18 protein-coding genes are annotated in these 20377 nt (G+C 39.1%); 12 read left to right on the top strand and 6 right to left on the bottom strand.

Going from position 1 to position 20377, the window contains the following annotated elements; translation table 11 throughout:
- Window position 1 precedes the first annotated feature (1 nt).
- The 5 genes from mnmG (at window position 2) to ABJN95_RS04845 (ending at window position 4671) form a co-directional block, all read left to right on the top strand.
- Entirely contained in the window at window positions 2–1870 is a 1869-nt protein-coding gene (gene mnmG / locus ABJN95_RS04865; protein ID WP_348368875.1) for a tRNA uridine-5-carboxymethylaminomethyl(34) synthesis enzyme MnmG, read from the top strand.
- Complete coding sequence (locus ABJN95_RS04860) at window positions 1867–2343, top strand: hypothetical protein (RefSeq protein WP_348368874.1); 477 nt, start codon at window positions 1867–1869, stop codon at window positions 2341–2343. The genes mnmG and ABJN95_RS04860 overlap by 4 nt, the downstream gene beginning before the upstream one ends.
- 98 nt (window positions 2344–2441) lie before the next feature.
- A complete protein-coding gene (locus ABJN95_RS04855; protein ID WP_348368873.1) occupies window positions 2442–3002 on the top strand; it encodes a hypothetical protein in 561 nt (186 codons plus the stop codon).
- The gene (locus ABJN95_RS04850) at window positions 2980–3807 is read left to right on the top strand and encodes a class I SAM-dependent methyltransferase (protein WP_348368872.1); all 828 of its coding nucleotides are present in this window, start codon (window positions 2980–2982) and stop codon (window positions 3805–3807) included. The genes ABJN95_RS04855 and ABJN95_RS04850 overlap by 23 nt, the downstream gene beginning before the upstream one ends.
- A gap of 354 nt (window positions 3808–4161) precedes the next feature.
- Window positions 4162–4671, top strand: a complete 510-nt coding sequence (locus tag ABJN95_RS04845; protein WP_348368871.1) for an OmpH family outer membrane protein — start codon at window positions 4162–4164, stop codon at window positions 4669–4671.
- Between the two features lie 113 nt (window positions 4672–4784).
- Here the strand turns inward: ABJN95_RS04845 and ABJN95_RS04840 are convergent, their stop codons facing one another.
- Both ABJN95_RS04840 and ABJN95_RS04835 read right to left on the bottom strand, forming a co-directional pair.
- Window positions 4785–5183, bottom strand: coding sequence for a DoxX family membrane protein (locus ABJN95_RS04840; RefSeq protein WP_348368870.1), 399 nt, complete (start codon window positions 5181–5183; stop codon window positions 4785–4787).
- A gap of 15 nt (window positions 5184–5198) precedes the next feature.
- Window positions 5199–6377: a DNA polymerase III subunit delta' gene (locus ABJN95_RS04835; protein WP_348368869.1), complete on the bottom strand. Its 1179-nt coding sequence runs from the start codon at window positions 6375–6377 to the stop codon at window positions 5199–5201.
- A 437-nt stretch (window positions 6378–6814) separates the two neighbouring features.
- On the opposite strand from ABJN95_RS04835, the gene ABJN95_RS04830 reads away from it, so the two are divergent.
- The 3 genes from ABJN95_RS04830 (at window position 6815) to ABJN95_RS04820 (ending at window position 10783) form a co-directional block, all read left to right on the top strand.
- Complete coding sequence (locus tag ABJN95_RS04830) at window positions 6815–8008, top strand: phosphoglycerate kinase (RefSeq protein ID WP_348368868.1); 1194 nt, start codon at window positions 6815–6817, stop codon at window positions 8006–8008.
- Window positions 8009–8125: 117 nt separating this feature from the next.
- Window positions 8126–9781 (top strand): LysM peptidoglycan-binding domain-containing protein, encoded by a 1656-nt coding sequence (locus tag ABJN95_RS04825; RefSeq protein ID WP_348368867.1) that lies wholly within the window; start codon window positions 8126–8128, stop codon window positions 9779–9781.
- 12 nt (window positions 9782–9793) lie between these two features.
- Window positions 9794–10783, top strand: coding sequence for a DUF4837 family protein (locus ABJN95_RS04820; RefSeq protein WP_348368866.1), 990 nt, complete (start codon window positions 9794–9796; stop codon window positions 10781–10783).
- A gap of 73 nt (window positions 10784–10856) precedes the next feature.
- Here the strand turns inward: ABJN95_RS04820 and ABJN95_RS04815 are convergent, their stop codons facing one another.
- The 4 genes from ABJN95_RS04815 to ABJN95_RS04800 form a co-directional block, all read right to left on the bottom strand.
- Window positions 10857–11024 carry a DUF6747 family protein gene (locus ABJN95_RS04815; protein ID WP_348368865.1) on the bottom strand — a complete coding sequence of 56 codons (168 nt, stop codon included), beginning with the start codon at window positions 11022–11024 and terminating at the stop codon, window positions 10857–10859.
- A 329-nt stretch (window positions 11025–11353) separates the two neighbouring features.
- On the bottom strand, window positions 11354–11524 hold the full coding sequence (locus tag ABJN95_RS04810) for a DUF6747 family protein (RefSeq protein WP_317129239.1): 171 nt from the start codon (window positions 11522–11524) through the stop codon (window positions 11354–11356).
- A gap of 247 nt (window positions 11525–11771) precedes the next feature.
- Window positions 11772–14273: an OmpA family protein gene (locus ABJN95_RS04805; protein ID WP_348368864.1), complete on the bottom strand. Its 2502-nt coding sequence runs from the start codon at window positions 14271–14273 to the stop codon at window positions 11772–11774.
- 590 nt (window positions 14274–14863) lie between these two features.
- Window positions 14864–15046: a twin-arginine translocase TatA/TatE family subunit gene (locus tag ABJN95_RS04800; protein WP_348368863.1), complete on the bottom strand. Its 183-nt coding sequence runs from the start codon at window positions 15044–15046 to the stop codon at window positions 14864–14866.
- A gap of 201 nt (window positions 15047–15247) precedes the next feature.
- Here ABJN95_RS04800 and ABJN95_RS04795 point away from each other — a divergent pair, with 201 nt between their 5' ends.
- Genes ABJN95_RS04795 through ABJN95_RS04780 form a run of 4 tightly spaced genes read left to right on the top strand, consistent with a single transcriptional unit; the run spans window position 15248 to window position 20373 of the window.
- Window positions 15248–16117: a M23 family metallopeptidase gene (locus tag ABJN95_RS04795; protein WP_348368862.1), complete on the top strand. Its 870-nt coding sequence runs from the start codon at window positions 15248–15250 to the stop codon at window positions 16115–16117.
- A gap of 5 nt (window positions 16118–16122) precedes the next feature.
- Window positions 16123–17634, top strand: coding sequence for a GH3 auxin-responsive promoter family protein (locus ABJN95_RS04790; RefSeq protein ID WP_348368861.1), 1512 nt, complete (start codon window positions 16123–16125; stop codon window positions 17632–17634).
- Window positions 17635–17676: 42 nt separating this feature from the next.
- Window positions 17677–19362: a hypothetical protein gene (locus ABJN95_RS04785; protein ID WP_348368860.1), complete on the top strand. Its 1686-nt coding sequence runs from the start codon at window positions 17677–17679 to the stop codon at window positions 19360–19362.
- A gap of 3 nt (window positions 19363–19365) precedes the next feature.
- The gene (locus ABJN95_RS04780) at window positions 19366–20373 is read left to right on the top strand and encodes a hypothetical protein (RefSeq protein ID WP_348368859.1); all 1008 of its coding nucleotides are present in this window, start codon (window positions 19366–19368) and stop codon (window positions 20371–20373) included.
- The last annotated feature ends 4 nt before the right edge of the window (window positions 20374–20377 follow it).

The following is a 20377-nucleotide window of genomic DNA, read 5'->3' as shown; positions in this document are numbered from 1 at the left end:
TATGTTTGAGAAAGAATATGATGTCATAGTTGTTGGTGGCGGGCATGCCGGTGCAGAAGCTGCCGCTGCCGCTGCGAATATGGGTTCAAAAACCTTGTTGGTTACCATGAATTTGCAGACGATCGGTCAGATGTCGTGCAACCCTGCCATGGGAGGTATTGCTAAGGGACAAATTGTGCGGGAAATTGATGCGCTTGGTGGGTATAGTGGTATTGTTACAGACAAGTCTGCTATTCAGTTTAAGATGCTCAATAAATCAAAGGGTCCTGCGATGTGGAGCCCGCGTGCCCAAAATGACAGAATGCGCTTTGCGGAAGAATGGCGGCTCATGTTAGAGAATACGCCCAATTGTGATTTCTATCAAGAGATGGTTAATGGGCTGTTGGTTGAAAACGCAAAGGTGTGTGGGGTAAGAACTTCTTTGGGAATTGAAGTCCGAGGTAGGGCTGTCGTACTAACCAATGGTACTTTTCTAAACGGATTAATTCATATTGGGGAGAAACAATTTGGTGGTGGTAGGGCAGGTGAAAAAGCCGCTACTGGAATTACAGAACAGCTTTTGGAGTTTGGTTTTGAAAGTGGGCGTATGAAAACTGGAACACCGCCAAGAGTTGACGGTCGCTCTCTAGATTATTCCAAAATGATACTGCAGCCAGGGGATGAGAATCCAGAAAAATTCTCTTATACGAGTACTAGATCTTTAGAGTCGCAGCGAGATTGTCATATGACACATACTAGTCAATTGGTGCATGATTTGTTAAAGGAAGGCTTTGATCGTTCTCCAATGTTCAACGGAAGAATTAAAAGTATTGGACCAAGATATTGCCCATCAATAGAAGATAAAATAAATCGTTTTGCAGACAAGGATAGGCACCAGTTGTTTGTTGAGCCTGAGGGGTGGAATACGGTTGAGGTATACGTAAATGGCTTTTCTACCTCCTTGCCTGAGGATGTTCAGTTTAAGGCATTGCGCTCGGTTGTGGGGTTTGAACATGTTAAGTTTTTCAGACCGGGTTATGCTATAGAATACGACTATTTTCCACCAACACAATTAAAACATACGCTAGAGACGAAGCTTGTTGAAAACTTGTACTTCGCAGGGCAAATTAATGGAACTACGGGTTATGAGGAGGCCGCTTCTCAAGGGCTTATGGCTGGAGTAAATGCTCATCTTAAGCTTAACGAAAAGGAGGAGTTTATTCTAAAAAGAGATGAAGCCTATATCGGAGTTTTGATAGATGATTTGATCACAAAGGGCACAGAGGAACCTTACCGAATGTTTACTTCACGAGCGGAATATAGAACTTTGTTGCGACAAGATAATGCGGATTTGAGATTGACCCCAAAAGGCTATGAAATTGGTTTGGCTGGAAAGGAACGCCTAAGAAGAATGAAAGAAAAACAGCAAAAGTCTGACGCGTTTATAAGGTTTTTTCAAAAAACCAGTGTACTTCCGGAGGATATCAATCCAATTTTGGAGAGTGTTGATTCTGCTTTGGTAAAGCAATCGGATAAAATGGTAAAGGCATTTTCAAGACCAAAGGTTACCATGAAACACATGCTTCAATTGTCATCAGTTGCTACTTTCGTAAAGGAAAACGAGCTGGATAGGGAAGTGCTTGAGCAGACCGAAGTACAAGTAAAATACTCTGGTTATATTGCCAAAGAAAAGAATAATGCCGACAAACTTCATCGATTGGAAGATGTCAAAATCCCTGAAGGTTTTGACTATTCCAAATTAAAATCGCTATCGTACGAGGCGAGGGAAAAACTGAATGCGATCCGCCCAGTAACCATTGCCCAAGCTTCAAGAATTAGTGGTGTTTCTCCTTCCGATATTAGTGTACTTTTAGTCTTTATGGGAAGATGAAACAATCCATTTTTTTAAAGCAGGCCAAACCGCTGATAGCAACTATATTGGGTATCGCTTTTTTGGTTTTGATATTGTTTTTATTGTACGACGGAGTCGCTGAATATGGGCAAATTGTGACCATGCTAATGGCAAGCATACTGCTGTTGGGCTATTCTGTTTCTTTTGAAATAGACAGCAGGAGGAATCATAAAAAGCATTTTAAACTGTTTGGTTATACCCTTTTCAAAAAGCGGTTAACTTGTATTTCGCCTGATTATATTTCTGTTTTTTCGGCGGTATTCAAGAAGGATTCTGAATGGGGTCCGGTGGCCGCCATGGGAAGTCAAACGCGCAAGGGAACCTATGTTATTCGCTTCTTCAAGGGGAATGAGTATTTTACCATTTGGCAATGTGATTCATTACCTCTCGCCAATGCCAAAGCAAGTGCGTTGGGGCGGCTTTTAAATATAGAGGTTCGGCTTAGCGGCTAAAGATTGTTCCACGTGGAACAATCTTTAGTTTTTTCGAGTAAATAACCTTTTGGTTCAATTCTTGATGCGCTTTCCAGAGAACATCTAAGCCAACCAGAATGCGGCAATTCCTACTCTTATTAGCTATTCTTTTTTTGGTGCAATCCTGTTTTCCTTTACAGATAGCTCCTAAGATTGATGATTATAAAATCACCAAAGGCAAGAAGTTTAAACGCAATCTCTCGAAACGTCAAATGTTCATTTTTGAGGATGCCAAGGCAGCGGAACAGTTTTACAATTTTGTCAATCTTAAGTTTCAATTAGAGCACAGCAAGGTGTATGATGACGTTCCATTTGAGATTGATGCAAAGCAATATTTCTTCGCATGGTACGAGCTTGAAATTCCAGATAAATCAATCAATTTGCTGCCTGTATTTTTTGATCTTTTCCTAAATGTAGCCCTGGGCAATGAAGACATGGAATCTTATGTTTCAGATGATGACAATACGTATTCAAGAAAAGGAAATTGGTATTTGGCCTTGGAAGTTTATAGTGATTCTGAACCAGACTGTTTGGCAGAAACTTCACTTTCAAGAGAAGCTGTTTTAAAGTATCTTCGCGCTTTGAAGAAAGAATATCTGGCCACACACAATTACAATGAAACCGTTTTTAAAAACTAAGGATTTTTCTATTTCGCAAGAAGCGTTTGAACTGTTTTACGATGCCGATCTAGATATGCTTATCACCAAACCACAACCGAAAAATCTTGACCCATATTACGAAAGCGCAACCTATATTTCACATACCGACGCCAACACTACTTTTGTAGACAAAATATATCAGCGGGTAAAAAAATACAGCCTTTCTAGAAAGGTTAAGCTTATAGATTCGTATGCTTGGAAAAAGAAAACGCTCTTGGATGTTGGGGCCGGAACCGGAGATTTTCTTAAAACTGCAATACGAAATGGTTGGAGCGCTGATGGTATTGAGCCGAATCATCATGCAAGAGCAAGGGCGCTAGAAAAAGGCATTAGCCTGATCGATAGACTGGAGGCAGTTCCTGGTAAAAAATATAGTGTTATCACCCTGTGGCATGTATTAGAACACCTACCCGATTTGGAGAATCAAATCTTAAAACTGGTTTGGCATTTGGAAGATAAGGGTACTTTGCTAATTGCGGTACCTAATTTCAATTCCTATGATGCCAACTTTTATAAGGAATTTTGGGCGGCTTATGATGTACCTAGACATCTTTGGCATTTTTCTAGAACCTCAATAGCCAAACTTTTTCTAAAACACGGTTTAGAATTGATCAAAGTCAAACCAATGCTATTTGATTCTTTTTATGTTTCCTTGCTTTCGGAAAAATACAAGACTGGAAAACAGAATGTTTTCAAAGCCTTCGCTTTAGGATTATACTCTAACCTAGCCGCAATGCGCACCAAAGAGTACTCTTCTCATATTTACATACTCAAAAGGCTCTAAACTTAATTTAAGGCGATTTGCCGCCTTATCTCCATATGAGCAGTACTTGGCGCTACGAATTAAAAATTTCTGTAAAATCACTTGGTCTTAGAGCCTTATTTTTGATAGAGGTTTTCGATTTCAATACGGATTTTCAATCAATTTTGCTTATGGTCTGATGTAGTAGGTTTTTAAGTACAATTCAAAAGTTTGAAATTATTGGGCTGTTATTGATTTTGGTATTCGGAGAGTTTTTTAGAAAATTCAAAAAAGCTTTCCTATTTTTGCGCGTCTTTAAAAAGCAGCAAAATAGATTTTCGTAATTACTGAAACGAGTTCAGCACATTTTCGGAAATTAAAATAAATGTAGTTCTCATGAAAAAATTAGCAGTAGCACTAACAGGATTGATTTTACTAGTATCCTGTGACCAAGCAAAAATCGGTTATGTCGATAACGTAAAATTAATGGATGCCTATCAAGAAAAAATTGATGTAGAGGCTAAGTTTAAAACAAAAACCGATGCTTTGACCAAGAAGAGAGATAGCATTTCTCAAGCCTTTCAATTAGAAGCACAGGCTTTTCAAGCCAAAGCTCAAAAAATGTCGCAGAAAAAGGCACAAGAGGAATACGGACTTATGCAACAGAGAGGTCAGTTTATCGGGCAGCAACTGCAACAAGAAGAGCAGTCTTTAATAGCCGCGGGTCAGGTTGAAATGGACAGCGTGGTGAGCAAAGTGAAGAATGAAATCAAAGCCTATGGCGAAGCGAATAAGTTCACCTATATTTTAGGAGGTGGAGACGGAGGTAGTGTGCTCTATGGTCAAGAGGTTAACGACCTTACCGATGAAGTGGTAAAACTACTTAACGACAAGTACAAGCAGTAGTTTCAAAACACCATAATATTTGAATCCGTAGCCCAACTGGCTGCGGATTTTTTGTTTTAAAATAAATGTTTTGGTAGTGTTGACCGTTGTCTAGACGTCTTAAGATTTTAGGTTTATGGCTGTAATAAGAACACCAAAAAGATTGCGGGAATAAAGTACACCGCAATGGTCATAGCCCCGGCATAATCCTTGGCCATGCGTTGGCCGAACAAGAGCATCAGCAGTGAAATACATGAGAGTATTGCTCCGTACAAGGCCATGTTACTTTCGCCAGCTGTCGCCAATTGATATGTGCCGATTAAGCATAAGATACCCGCCACAACCTCAGCCACCAAAACAGTGCCTAACATCATAGGAACGATACCCCTCATAGGAGTATCTTTAAAATGACCTTTTAGCCAAGATAGGTTGCCATTCCAGTCTGTTAGTTTGTCAATACCACTTTGCAAAAATGTAATAACAAGAAACAGCAAAAGTAAAATTTCAGCGGAGTGTACTAGTATAGTTTTCATAAAGTGAAATTTAAGTTATTGTAATGTCTCCTTGGAGACTAAAGGGCTGGCTTTCCTATGTAGTAATCTAGTAAGCTTGATAGATAAATCAGTAAGAATTATTTTCGAATTACCATTGCGTTCGATGTGGTACATAGCATCTTCAAGCTCTTCAACAATACTTAAAATGTTGTTTTCATGTACAAATGGGGCAAATTTTTCAAGACTAAAGCCGTCAATATGAATCTGCATAAAGGCCAATTCTTTGACATTGAAATTGACCAATAACGCTTGTCGCATAACTGCTATGGAATAGTGTAGAAACTTCTTTTGGGTTTCTCTACCGGTTTTGGCAATTTCTTCGCTCCATAAAATCAATTCGTGAATGGCTGCCTTGTTTCCCTTAGCTTTGAACGCACTGCGAACCCATTGCACAAACCACTTTTCAAAGACCAAATCTTCCGAATCGTTGTTCATCAAGTCTAAGGCTTTGTTGAAATTTCCATTGGCTTCATGTGCCAAACGAAGGGCTTCTTCGCGAGCCAATCCCCTTGCTTCAAGGGCTTTTGCGATATCATTTTCGGCCAAAGGAGGAAAATGAAGAATTTGACATCTAGAACGTATGGTTTGGATGATTTGTTCCTCATCTTCGGCTATGAGTATAAAAACGGTCTTTTCTGGCGGTTCTTCAATAAGTTTCAACAATTTGTTGGCCGCCGAAGTATTCATTTTCTCCGCCATCCATATCAACATCACCTTATAACCACCTTCATATGATTTTAGCGCAAGTTTTTTTACTACATCTAGCGCTTCATCAACGCCGATTTGGCCTTGTTTCTTTTCAATGCCTATTAGGCGATACCAGTCAAAAAGATTTCCATAGGGCTGTTCTTTTAGAAATTGACGCCATTCTTCCATGTAATGATTACTCACCGCATGGCTTTTTATCTTGTTGGAATTTGAAACGGGAAACGCAAAATGCATATCAGGATGCGACAAGGAGTCAAACTTTAAATTACAAGCTTGATCGCCTCCTGAATTTTCTCCATTTTGATTTCCACAAACTATATACTGCATATAGGCGAGTGCCATTGGAAGTGTGCCAGATCCTTCTGGGCCGACGAACATTTGCGCATGCGGAATACGCCCAGCATCCGCACTCAAAGCCAAATGATTTTTGATGTGCGAGAGCCCTAATATGTCCTTAAACTGCATAGGTCAAATATAAGGGTTTTTGGGGTATAATTGACTTGCGCAAATTCGCCTAAGTAACCTGCTCTCGAAGCGGAAGAATAGCTCCACTTTTCTAGGGACAGTTGTGTAATTGAGTATGTCAAGCCTCTTTCTAGAGGAGTCAGGCGTGGGTTTTTTACGGAGAGCGCATTTGCCCAAAATTAGACCTAACAAAAAACAGACCCATCAGTCGGTAATTCGTTGTTTTTCTTTGAAAAATACTATAAACAATGGGTTTTGTGAATTTATATCGTAGAAGGAAATCTTATAGTTTCAAATTGCCATAGAATGTTAAATAAGCCAAAACCAACCGATGAGTCGGTTTTTATTGCAACAATTTCCAACGAACTTGTTTCAATAGACCTTTATCTAACGCACATAAATCTTTACATTTGCGAATCTCTAAAAAACGAACGATAATGAAGACGCTAGAAGATTTTAATTTTGAAAACAAAAAGGCATTGATACGGGTAGATTTTAATGTGCCTTTAGATGAAGATTTTAAGGTTACAGATACCAATAGAATTGAAGCCGCAAAACCTTCCATTATCAAAGTTTTGGAAGACGGTGGAAGCGCAGTTTTGATGAGTCATTTGGGAAGACCAAAAGGGCAGCGCAATCCTGATTTTTCTCTAGAGCATATTTGCCAAACCGTATCTGAGATTATAGGTGTGCAGCTAAAGTTTGTATCGGATTGTGTCGGTGATGTAGCCGAGCAGGCCGTAGCCGATTTACAGGCTGGAGAGGTTTTGCTTTTAGAGAATTTGAGATTCCATTCTTCTGAGACAAGTGGAGATGCCACTTTTGCCCAACAACTTTCAAAGTTAGGCGATATCTATATCAATGATGCTTTTGGTACTGCGCACAGGGCACACGCTTCAACAACCGTTGTTGCCCAGTATTTTGGACCAAACAAATGTTTTGGTTATTTATTGGCGAAAGAGATTGATGCCATTAAAAAAGTTATGCAAACAGGTGAAAAACCGGTTTTGGCAATTTTAGGGGGCGCCAAGGTTTCTTCGAAAATCACCATTATTGAAAATATTCTCGATAAAGTTGACCATTTGATTATTGGTGGAGGAATGACGTATACCTTCATAAAAGCTCAAGGGGGTAAGGTAGGCGATTCTATCTGTGAAGATGATAAGATGAATTTGGCTATGGATATTTTAAAGCAAGCTAAAGAAAAGGGAGTGCAAGTACATATTCCAGTCGATGTACTGGCTGCTGATGATTTTAGCAATGATGCCAATACGCAGATCGTAGATGTTGATAAAATACCCGACGGATGGCAAGGGCTTGATGCAGGGCCAAAAACGCTAGACAACTTTAAGGAAGTTATATTGCAAAGCAAAACTATCTTATGGAATGGCCCTATAGGTGTTTTTGAAATGGAAAACTTTGCAAAGGGAACAATTGCCCTTGGGAATTTTATTGACGAATCTACACAAAGCGGGGCATTTTCTTTGGTTGGAGGAGGAGACTCCGTAGCTGCAGTAAAGCAATTTGGTTTTCAAGATAAGGTAAGTTATGTATCTACAGGCGGCGGGGCGATGTTAGAGAGCTTGGAGGGAAAAACCTTGCCTGGAATCGCGGCAATAATAGAAGAATAAGGGCGTTATCGATAAACAGGCCTATGCCTATTTAAGTGGGTTTTAACGAACTAAAATTTTATTCTTTCGGAAAAAAATCGGATTTTCGTTAGCCCTCCATTAACGATAGAACTGTTTATGATAGCGAAAAGAACATCTTTTCTCCCATTTTTTGCTCTTCTGATTTTTACCTTTTCGGGTCTAGCTCAACAAAAAGATTCTATTTCCGAAAAGAAAGAGGTCAAGATTATTCAATCAAAAGACATTCCTATAGATACCACCGCTATGGATATGAAGGGTGTTGAGCAGATGGAACAAATGGAGGCTGGGTCACCTTTAAAAGATAATCCCTTAGTTCTAATCAAGGAAGGAGATCAAGGCGCATACAATCTACAAGACCATCCTGAAGCTGCCAAATATGATAGCCTATGGATGAAGGAGTTGCACGAAAGTGCCGCTTTGTTTGATGATATGTACAAAGAGGTTTCCACCCTAGACCCAGACAAGTCCTACAATGTAGAGCTGAATACCGATACGCTGAAAATGCGTTTGAAACTACTCAATCAGAAGACTCCTTTTAACGTCGTCTATAACCCATCTTTGGAAAATGTTATCAAATCTTTTTTGACCCGTAAGCGCGAATTAATGAATCGAATGCTGACGGTGAGCCAATTTTACTTTCCACTTTTTGAACAAGAATTTGATAATCACAACATCCCGGTTGAGATGAAATATTTGGCGATTGTCGAATCCGCTTTGAACCCCAAAGCACGATCTCGTGTTGGAGCAACCGGACTTTGGCAATTCATGTACGGTACAGGAAAAGAGCATGGTCTCGATGTGAATAGTTACGTTGATGAGCGAAGCGACCCAATAAAATCTACACGAGCGGCCTGTGAGTATCTGAATAGGGTTTATAAGATTTTCAATGATTGGGATTTGGCGCTAGCGGCGTATAATTCTGGTCCTGGTAACGTCAATAAGGCGATAAGGAGGTCAGGCGGATATAAAAACTATTGGAACATACGCAGAAATCTTCCACGAGAAACAGCGGGCTACGTTCCTGCGTTTTTGGCTACGATGTATTTATTCGAATATGCCGATGAACATGGCTTGCAAGGTAAAAAGGTGGAACGGCCTTATTTTGAAACTGATACCATTCACGTAAAGAATATTATAACTTTTGACCAGATTTCTGAATTGGTTGGCGTCAGTAAGGAAGAATTGGAAGTTTTGAACCCGTCTTACAAGCTCAAAGTTATTCCTTATGTAAAAGGAAAAAATTATGCGCTGAGGTTGCCTAGAAAAGATTTAGGCAAGTTCGTAAATAATGAAGCAGCGATATATGCCCATGTCGAAAAGGAAATGAAAAGTAAGGAGAGTCCCTTACCCGCATTGGTCAAGGCTGCCCAGCAAAATAGAGTACGGTATAGAGTTCGCAGTGGCGATTATCTTGGAAGAATCGCCGAACGCTATGGAGTACGCGTAAGTCAGATTAAAAACTGGAATGGACTTCGCAGTAATAATTTACGAATTGGGCAACGTTTGACTATTTATCCAAGAGGTTCGCGTGGCGTTGCAGTTGCACCGCAAAAAAAGACAGTAACAAAACAAGTTAGTTTAGCCAACGTGCCGGGAAGCAAAATACATGTGGTCAAAAGCGGAGACTCACTTTGGACGATATCTAGAAAATATCCTGGAATTAGTATCGAAAATTTACGACAATGGAACGGTATTAGTGGTAAAAACCTAAAACCGGGTATGAAGCTAAAATTATGCGACTGCTCCTCGTAATATTGCAACGATATGAACAACACACTTAGAATACTATTATTTCTCTCCTTTATTGGCCTTGTTTCATGCAACAATGGAAAATCACAAAATTATTTGCCGCGCTCTATCGGTCCCGTTAATCATGTTACCGTGGTGATGGACAATGAGCTTTGGAAGGGTCGGGTTGGTGATAAGGTTCGAGAACATTTTGCAGCGACCGCGGTGGGATTGACCTGGGAGGAATCGATATTAACGCTCAATCAAGTGCCCCCAAAAGTGTTTTCTGGTTCATTATTGAATACCAAGTCTATTCTTCTAGTGAAAAAAGACACCCTTGATGTGGCAGCGTTAAAACAAGATGTCTATGCTACCCCACAGCGAATGGCTGTATTTAAAGGTCAGACAGATGAAGAAATAATGGATGATATTGATGCTAAGGCAAATGAGATTATAGCTTCTTTCAAGGCGATGGAACTTAAAGAAACGCAAACGCGCTTACTGAAATCGTTAAACAAGGAAGGTGTCTTGGAAGAAAAGTTTAATATAACGATGAGCGTTCCCTCTATTTACAAAGTGGGTAGGCAAGAAGATACATTTGTCTGGATGGATCGGGAGATTCAAAAAGGTCATATGAACATTATTGCCTACGAGATGCCAGCGAATAGTTTTACGACAGATTCAACCTTGGTACGAGATATCGTTCAAATGCGTGATTCTATTGGAGCTTTGTTCATTCCTGGTCCTGATGTGCCCAATAAAAAAACACATATGCGCACCGAGCCGGCCTTTTCACCATCTATATTTCAAGCAGAAATCGCTGGCCGAAAAGCAATTGAAGTAAGGGGTATCTGGGATATTAAAAATTATCCTATGGCGGGGCCATTTATAACTTATATTATTGATGATGCAGTAAATAACCGCAAAATGGTAGTTGAGGGCTTCACTTTTGCCCCGGCTACGAATAAGCGCGATGATATGTTTCGCTTAGAGGCCATTATGAAAACCACACGCTTTATGAACTAATTAGAACTGCCGTATCGCTATAAAAAAACGCCCTCTTAAAGGGCGTTTTTCATTTATATAGTGTTCTCCGTTTTTAGAATGCGAAACCGGTAGAGAGTCTAAATACAAAGGCGTATACAGTTATGGCCCATAAGAAAAGGCAAATCCATGTAAAGGTCTTAAAATACTTTATTAAGAACTCCTTTGTCCAATCTCTAAATGCTTCGATGTAAATCTCTTTAACAAGTAATAGTTTCTTCATATTCATATGGGGGTTTAAAATTACCAATGGGCCAAAGGTCTATGTTTTCGCAAGCGCAGGGGGAATTTATTGGTTGTAATGACCTAAATTTCCGCTGAACAAATAGTTTATTGTAATTGTTCGATTAAAGGAAGTTTAAGGGGGGTAAACGGAAAGGTAAATGTATAGGAATAGGTTTACAAAATCTTATTTTTTGTACTTCAACCTTTTATAATTGTAGGAAGAATCATCGAGTCAACCGCTTGATGACTAGAACGACCCGTAGGTATCAGAAATAAAAAAAACGCCCTAAATAGGACGCTTTTAATAGTTAGGTTGGTTAATTTGTACTAGTCGAATGCAAACCCGGTAACGAGCCTGAAAACGAATGCATAAAGCACGATCAAGAAACTGGCAAAGCAGAACCAAGAAAAAGCTTTGAAATAAGATTTCACGAATTTAGTGCCTAGATTTCTAAAGGCCTCTAAATAAATTTCTTTGATGAGTAGGACGTTTTTCATGTATTTTAAGATTTGGGTTAAATATCGATTTGGTCTATATATAACTTCAAACCGTTGAATTCCGTATTTTATCAGATGTATTTTGTTGTGAACAGTATTCCTTATGTTGTGAAATCAGATATGGGACTCCAGGGAGCATTTAAATTCGTATGAGATTTGCTTCGAAATAGCAGTAGGAGTGTTCCCTATCATAAAAAAACCGTTGTCCTTTCGAGCAACGGTTTTTTTAGTTCTAAATAATTTTGTGCTAATTGCTTACGATAATAAACTCCGAACGCCTATTCAAGAAGTGTTGTTTCTCAGTGCAAGCCACGCTGCCATCACATTCATTTAGCAACCTTTCTTCACCATATCCAATGGCACTTGCAATTCGCTCAGGAGCGATACCCTGCGCTATAAGGTATTCACGGGTAGATTTTGCCCTTCTATCCGATAGGTACTTATTATACGCTTTCTTACCCCTAGAATCGGTGTGAGATTCTATTTTAATGACCATATTTGGATATTCGGTCATCACCTCCACCAATTTGTCAAGCTCTTCCGAGGCATCCTTACGTATATACGACTTGTCAAAGTCGAAATGAATCATATCGGTTTTCAACTTCTTAATACCATCTTCTACCGCAATCATCTCCTTCAATTTTCGCATAACAGCATCAACTTGTAGGGTATCGTTTTCAAGGGCGGTAACTTCCTGAATATTTTCGAAATAGGTATCATTCGTAGCCTTTATTGTATATTTTTTATCAGCCTCGAGGTCTTCAAATATGAAACTTCCATCGTCGTCGGCTACCATTTCCTTGAGTTTAATGCCGTTTTCGTCAAGTAATTCAACCAAAGTCTGAGGCATAACATCTCCGGTAATCAGCTCGGTGATCACACCGGCTATGGCATTAGAACTGGCAGGTACTTCCTCAACAACAAGACGTTTGAACGAGTAAATGTCGTCATCTCCTTTTCCGTTAGGTCTGTTAGAAGCGAAAAACCCTTGTTGATTTTCTTCATTAATGATATATGAAAAATCATCTTTGTTACTGTTCACAGGCCTACCAAGGTTTTTTGCTTTTTCAAAACCTTCCTCGGTATACGCTGCACCATAGATGTCGAGCCCACCCAAACCGGTATGTCCATCTGAAGAAAAATACAACTTCTTCTCATTGATAAAAGGAAACATTTCCTTGCGTTCAGTATTGATTTCAGGGCCTAAATTTCTTGGCTCGGAAAATGAGTTCGGGCCATTTACGTCTACAACGAAAATATCAGTTTGCCCTATACTACCTGGCATATCGGAAACAAAATACAACTGCTTACCATCTGGGCTTAAAGCCGGATGACCTGTAGAGTAGTTGTCACTATTGAATGGTACTTCCACCGCTTCTGTCCATTCACCATCTACTTTTTTAGACATGTAAATCTTCAAGTGGTTGATGCCATTTTTATCGCGCTTTAGCTTTTTACCATAATTGTTACGGGTAAAATACATCGTAGTATTATCTGGCGAAAAAGCAGCAGAAGCTTCGTGGTACTTGGTATTAATTTTTTTAGAGAACTTGATCGCGTCTTTAAGGTCTTGTGATTCTTCATTTATCTTGGCTACATAGAGATCAAGGTAGGGTTGGTTGTTCCATTTATACCGTCTGGTATTTAAAAATGAAGAATCTTTAGCGGAAGCGAACACCACCTCATTAGACTCAAGAAATATGGGTGAGAATTCTGAATATTCGGTATTGATGGCCAAATTCTTCAGCTCATAATCGCCTTCATTGTTCAAAATTTCATCCAAAACTACCTCGTTGGGGAGCGTAATTTTTTCATCTAGCCCAGCTGTCTCCCCATTTTTCATTTTCTTGTTATACAAGCGCATCAATCGCTTGGATCTAGCGTAATTTCCTGTACCCTTTAAAGAATGTGCATATTTGAAGACATTGTCTGCAGACATGTCTTTTCCGTATTTGTCATAGAGTACATTGTACCATTCATAGGCCTTCTCCATATTTGTGTTGAAGTAATATGAATCAGCTGTTTTTTGTATGATTTCATAGGAATAGTTAGCACCCCCTTGCGTCAAAGCCTCTTCGTACAGCTTAGCAGCTTCGGCGTACCACATTTTATCAAAATAGTAATCGGCGCGTTGAATAAGCTTACTTTTATTTGGAGTTTCCTTGATTTGCTGAGCTTGATCACTTAGGTGACTGGTCTCATTAAGCATCGTATAGGTAACTTCATTTACTGAAACGGCTTTGGAATCACTATTGCCGTTATTTTGATCGGAAAAAGAAGCTTCTTGTACTGGAAAACTGTTTTCTAGGCTTAGTATCCAAATGTCATCTTTATAAGCTCCGTCAAATTTACTAGCGACTGCATCCACAGCTTCTAAGCCAAAAGGGAAGTGCTGTAGGTAAACATAGTTTAGATTGTTTTCAGGGTTTAAGATAAAGCCCGCGTCAAACCCTTTTTTCTTTAGTTTCTTAACAGCTCTTTTCAGGTTTTTCCCCTCATTGAAAACACCGATGATGGCATAGTAGCCATCTTCTACACCCTGAAGACCTTCAAAAGAGCGATATGGAATATCATTCTTTTTGGCAGCCTCCTCAAAAGTTTCCGAGATGGAAATGACACCTGCAGGGTCTTCTTCCGAACTGCCGAAATCAATCGAACCTGTGGCTTGAGAGATAGCTGTCTCCTGAATATTTTGAGCACCTATCCCAAGGGACAGTAATAAAAGGCAGGTGGTAATTAGTTGTTTCATGATTTGGGGTATTAAAAAAATCTAGAGGACTTCAATCTCTTTTCTCGTGATATCCGCTAGTGTGGCAAGATGCGTATGTAAATTCCGCCAGTATAAATGCTTGGTTGTGGCAAAAATCTTGTTGTGCTTCATCTTGCGTTTTGTCGATAGTTGTACGCCCTACAAGGTATGTACAGAATCATACTGTTTGTATTTAACGCCCAATTCTAGAGTTTCGTATACCGTGTAATTTCTATTGTGGCCATGAACTTGGGCACATTTGATAGCAGTTTTGGGAAAATAGAGCGGCTTACCTAAAAATTAGGCTTCAAATCTAGGGTTTTGATACCCGGTAGCATGAGCCGTAAATACTATAAAACCTAGGTTTACCCCTATATTTGTGTAGAAAATATTGCTTGTCAAACAGAAAGGCTATACGTTGAGATGTCGTGTTGTCACTATTTTGCAGCAGTCACTTTGTTCTGCGAATTTGTTGTGAGCTCTAGTAAATATGTTGTCAAGAGGTAATTTTATAGCGTATAATCGTAAGGAAATGAAAAAGCCTTCAATAATCATTGAAGGCTTTTCTAATATAACATATTATAATTTTTCTACTCTTTGTTTTCCTCTAATTTCTCGTCGTCTTTAGAAGCATCTTTGAACTCTTTGATACCACTACCTAATCCACGCATAAGTTCAGGAATCTTTTTCCCTCCGAACAAAAGAAGTACAACCACGACCACTAAGATAATTTGAGGTGCACCAATGGCTAAAAATGTTTGTTGAGCTATCATAATTGAAAATTTAATGGATATCAAAGGTAGTAAAAAGTATTTAGTTTGTTGTTAATACTAACGTTTAGCAACGTATTTTAATTGTGATGACCAAAAGGAATATCTTACTCGTATGTAAAATGGAAGATTCTATTTTTTCGATGGGTATAAAATTTATGCGAACTCATGTGTAATTCATTTCTAAGTTTATCTTTGTAGGCTATGGCGAAGGGTGTAAAAAAAAGAAAGGAAATTAAAAGAAAGTTGCTTCATAAGTACCGCTTGGTCATTTTAAATGAAAGTACTTTTGAAGAAAAAATATCTTTTAAACTAAGTCGACTCAACGTTTTTGTCACGGGCTCACTCTGGATTATAGGCCTTATAGGGTTGACCACTTTACTTATTGCTTTCACTCCCCTACGCGAATATATACCAGGATATTCTTCTACCAAACTGAAAAAACAGGCAACAGACCTTACCTATCAGACCGATTCACTCGTTAGAGTATTAAATAATACCAATAGGTATTTAGATAACATCAGAATGGTACTAAAGGGCGACATAGAAAACAACGAGATCAATAGAGATTCGCTTTTGGAACAGTTTAAGTTAGACCCGTCTACTATAGACCTTACTCCAATAAGACAAGATTCCCTGCTGCGGGCTGAAGTTGCTTTAGAAGATAAATACAATCTCTTTGAAAGAAACACTACGAAAACCGAGATTGTTCTATTTCCACCCGTTGGTGGCACCGTAACCCAAAGCTACGATGCCAAAAAGAAACATTATGCAGTTGATGTGGTTGCGCCTCGTGAAACCCCGGTAAAGGCAACTGCAGATGGAATGGTCATTTTTGCGGAATGGACTGCAGATACAGGCCATGTAATAATTCTAGAACATAAAGATGGTCTTCTAAGTGTATATAAACACAACGGATCTCTTAACAAAAGTCAAGGAGATATTGTCAAGTCAGGCGAAGTTATCGCCTCTGTTGGAAATACGGGTAAACTGACCACTGGTCCTCATCTTCACTTTGAACTTTGGGACAAAGGCACCCCTTTGAATCCGCAAGATTTCATTGATTTCAAATAGCCAGTATGTCTTTAAAATCCATCGCAGCCAAGATTTTTGCTAGAGTCATCACCAAAAAAACCGAACGATGGGCACAGCATCCTATAGTAACCCAAGATCGAGTTTTTAAGCAGCTGATTGAAAAGGCCTCTGGCACCCAATTTGGAAAAGATCACAAATTTTCTGCAATCGACTCGCACGATGATTTCGTGAAAAATGTTCCCATTCGCGACTATGAGCAGCTAAAACCCTATGTTGAACAAATAGTCAAGGGGAAAAAGAATATACTTTGGCCTGGAAAACCTCTCTATTTTGCAAAAACGTCGGGCACCACATCTGGAGCAAAATATATTCCTATTACAAAGGAATCTATTAAACACCAGATTGAAGCCTCTCGGAACGCAATTTTGAATTATATCCACGAAACAGGGAACATTAGCTTTGTTAACGGGAAAATGATTTTTTTACAAGGAAGTCCTGTTATGCAGGAAAAGAACGGAATCAAATTGGGGCGTTTGTCGGGAATATCAGCACATTATGTTCCCAATTATCTTCAAAAAAACCGATTACCCAGTTGGAACACAAACTGCATTGAAGACTGGGAAACCAAGGTGAATGCCATTGTAGAGGAAACTATGAATGAAGATATGACGGTAATTGCTGGTATACCATCATGGGTGCAAATGTATTTTGAAAAGTTATATGACAAAGCCGAAAAGCCCATAGGTGAACTTTTTAAGAATTTTCAATTGTTTATTTATGGAGGTGTCAATTATGAACCTTACCGTTCAAAATTCGAAGATTTAATCGGCAGAAAGGTAGATAGCATTGAACTCTTTCCAGCAAGCGAGGGTTTTTTTGCCTATCAAGATTCTCAAAAGGAAAAGGGGATGCTTTTGCTTTTAAATTCTGGGATATTCTATGAATTTGTCAAGGCTGATGAATTTTTTGACCAAAACCGAAAGCGCATTACCTTAAAGGATGTTGAGTTACATGTAAACTACGTCATGATTATCTCAACGAATGCCGGCTTGTGGGGGTACAACCTAGGAGATACCATTCAGTTTATTTCTATTAAGCCCTATAAGGTGATCGTTTCCGGCAGAATAAAGCATTTCATTTCTGCCTTTGGCGAACATGTAATTGCCAAAGAAGTCGAGGAAGCAATGCAAGAAGCGATTTCACAAACTGACGCTCAAGTAAATGAATTTACGGTAGCGCCTCAGATAACGCCAGAAGGAGAACAGCTGCCTTTTCATGAATGGTTGGTTGAATTTGAAAAAGAGCCATCCGATGTGTCAAGATTTATAGAACTCCTTGATGCTTCTTTGCAACGACAAAACAGTTATTATTTTGATTTAATTGATGGCAAAATTCTCCAAACCTTAAAAGTAACCTCCATTAAAAAAGGGGGTTTTAAAGCCTATATGAAATCAATCGGAAAACTAGGGGGTCAAAACAAAGTACAAAGACTGGCCAATGACAGGAAAGTAGCTGATGTGCTTTCACTTCAAAAAGTTGGCCGTCAACAGGCTTGACAAAACCTGATTTTTATTCGTAATTTTGCATGAAATTCTTTCATGGGGAAAACAACCAATACCACACGCGCACAAGAATCGACCAATGCCATTGAGCGTTTGTATATCACCATGCGTCACCTATTTAACCGTGGTTTTTACAAACCAACGGGAGTTTCAGGAGAATCGCTTAAAAACGCACTCTTGCAACTGCGGCCTGAAATATATGGTACTGTAGCCGAGGAGAAGGCAGAATTCAACGGTCTTGTTTACGTTTTAGAGCGTTTGCCTGAGGGCATTGAGCAATGCCGGTTTATCAATCTTACTTCTGATGAAGGTTACGGAAAATCACATTTCAAACCTATCGTACCTCCTAAAAGAAGACGAAACTGCTATCGTATTGACGAGGAGCAGATGAACATAGAAATTACCAGAGGGCGCTCTGATATTTACGATATTCTTACGCACCTTACCTTCCTTTTTATCGAATCGGAAAAAATTTGTAAACGTGTTTTGATAGAAGACACCGATAAGACAATTCGCGACTGGACCAAACTAGAAGTGTCGGTTAAAAAGGAAGAGTTAAGTCAAGCAGAACGCGAAGTAGCCTTGATTCATACTGCCAATATTTTGGGTAGAAGCTTTGATGAAGTATTGTGGATTTACGAAAAGTTCTCCACAAAAGACAATCCTGAACGTTTTCTGAAAATCATTTGGTGGCTTGGTAAGCTGGCCATTGAAGAAGAAGTCACAGGAGAGAAAAGAGTCATAACCTTCAGCGCCCAACTGCGCGAACGTCTCGGGCATCATATTCATGGCGAACGGTGGGCCGATACGATCAAGGGAATTTTAAAGAAAAACGGACTTCTTGAACGGCCTATACATATCATTAGTGCTAATATGCATAGCGTAATGAATTCATTGTTCGCGAGAAAAGCACTGACAAAAGAGTTTCCAAATTCAGATTCCTTGGAAATCTATGAAGCACTTAGTTCTTCGGGTAACAAGGCTTTACGGACTAAGGTAGAAAACCTTGCCATGAAAAATGGGATGATATCCATTGATGATCTTTCGGGTACGAACATCGATGTTCAAATATTCGATATGGCCAAAATTGGAAAAGATGCTTGCTGTTATGAACTTGAAAAGGGACTCCCCGATACTAAAAAACCCGTTATCTTTGTGATGGATTATGCCTTTGGTGAACAGGCTTATGAAACTATCGATGAATTACTTAGGCCTTTTGGAGATCAGAAAAAGAACGCTACATATTTAAATATTGCTTCTGTTTCTATAATGGGAAAAGCCGGTATTTTGGAGGGAGGAAAGGGAGATTTAATGATTCCGTCAGCACATATTTTTGAGGGTACCGCCGACAACTATCCTTTTAAAAATGAACTATGCGCGGCTGATTTCGAAGGATACGGTTTACAGGTTTTCGAGGGAACCATGGTAACCGTTTTGGGAACTTCACTGCAGAATAGAGATATTTTGAAATTTTTCCACCAATCAACGTGGAATGTTATTGGATTGGAAATGGAAGGGGTTCATTATCAAAAAGCAATTCAATCGGCTTCTAAGATTCGAAAAAGTATTCGTGAAGACGTAAAAGTAAGATATGCCTATTACGCCTCTGATAACCCCTTGGAAACTGGAAGCACCTTGGCCTCAGGAGGTTTAGGCACTACCGGGGTAAAACCAACCTATCTAATAACGGATAAGATTCTAACGCAACTTTTCAATTCATAACACATGGCAGAACAATTACAACCCAATAATTCGAGTACTCCTGACGAGATTGATCTAAGTCAGTTGATGCAACTATTAAGAAAGGGATTCGATAATCTAGGTAATTTTTTGCTTCGGGTTTTCATCTATTTAAGGAAGAACATTTTAAAACTGATCGGCCTTGTAGTTTTGGGCTTGGCGATTAGTTTCGGACTTAGTCAAATCATTTCTAAAAAGTTGAAGACCGATGTTATTGTTCATCCAAACTTTGAGAGTAAAAACTACTTGTATGATGTTGTCGATGAATTAGCGGCCAATATAAAGGCAAGAAACGAAACCTTTTTCGAGTCCTTGGGGGTAGCAGTCAAAGATCTTGAAGGCTTTGCGGTTAAAGTTGAAGCTATTGAAGATGATGAAGTTATAACCGATGATGGTATGCTCAATGAAATGAGATACTTAGAAGTACTTGAAAATTTCAAAGATGAAAGTTTTGTAATCGATATTTTGCGTTCAGAACTCTCTGAAAAGAGCGTAATAGATTATAAAATCACCTTTACCTATAAGGATGCAGCAAAAGGACCCGTCGTAGTGGAGAAGCTGATGTCCTACATAAATACCAATAAGTATTTTGACGATTTAAAACAGGTTTATACTAACAATGCCAAATCTCGAATAGAAAAAAATACCCAACTCATTGCCCAGGTAGATGAACTAGTAGAGAATTATTCCAAAGCCCTGTTGGCCGAAAAGCAGAAGTCAGGTAGTGGAGTGGTATACATGGAAAAGGAAAATACATTAAATGTTCCTGCGCTGTTAACTATGAAAGATAGGCTTTTAAAAGAAATTGAAGTGAAAAAGCTCGAAGTGGCTCAGCAAACGGGAGTATTAACGATCTTAAATTTCGGAAAGACGCAAGAGGTTAGGAAATCATTTTTCAATCAAACATATTTCTTTATTCCAACCTTGCTGGTCGTTGGGTTTTTGTTACTGTCCTTTTTCCAATACTTGAATCGCAAGGCAAAAGAAATATAATAAG

This window comes from Maribacter sp. (genome assembly GCF_039974175.1).
Lineage (GTDB): Bacteria > Bacteroidota > Bacteroidia > Flavobacteriales > Flavobacteriaceae > Maribacter_C.
This window is presented reverse-complemented; position numbering and strand designations above follow the sequence as displayed.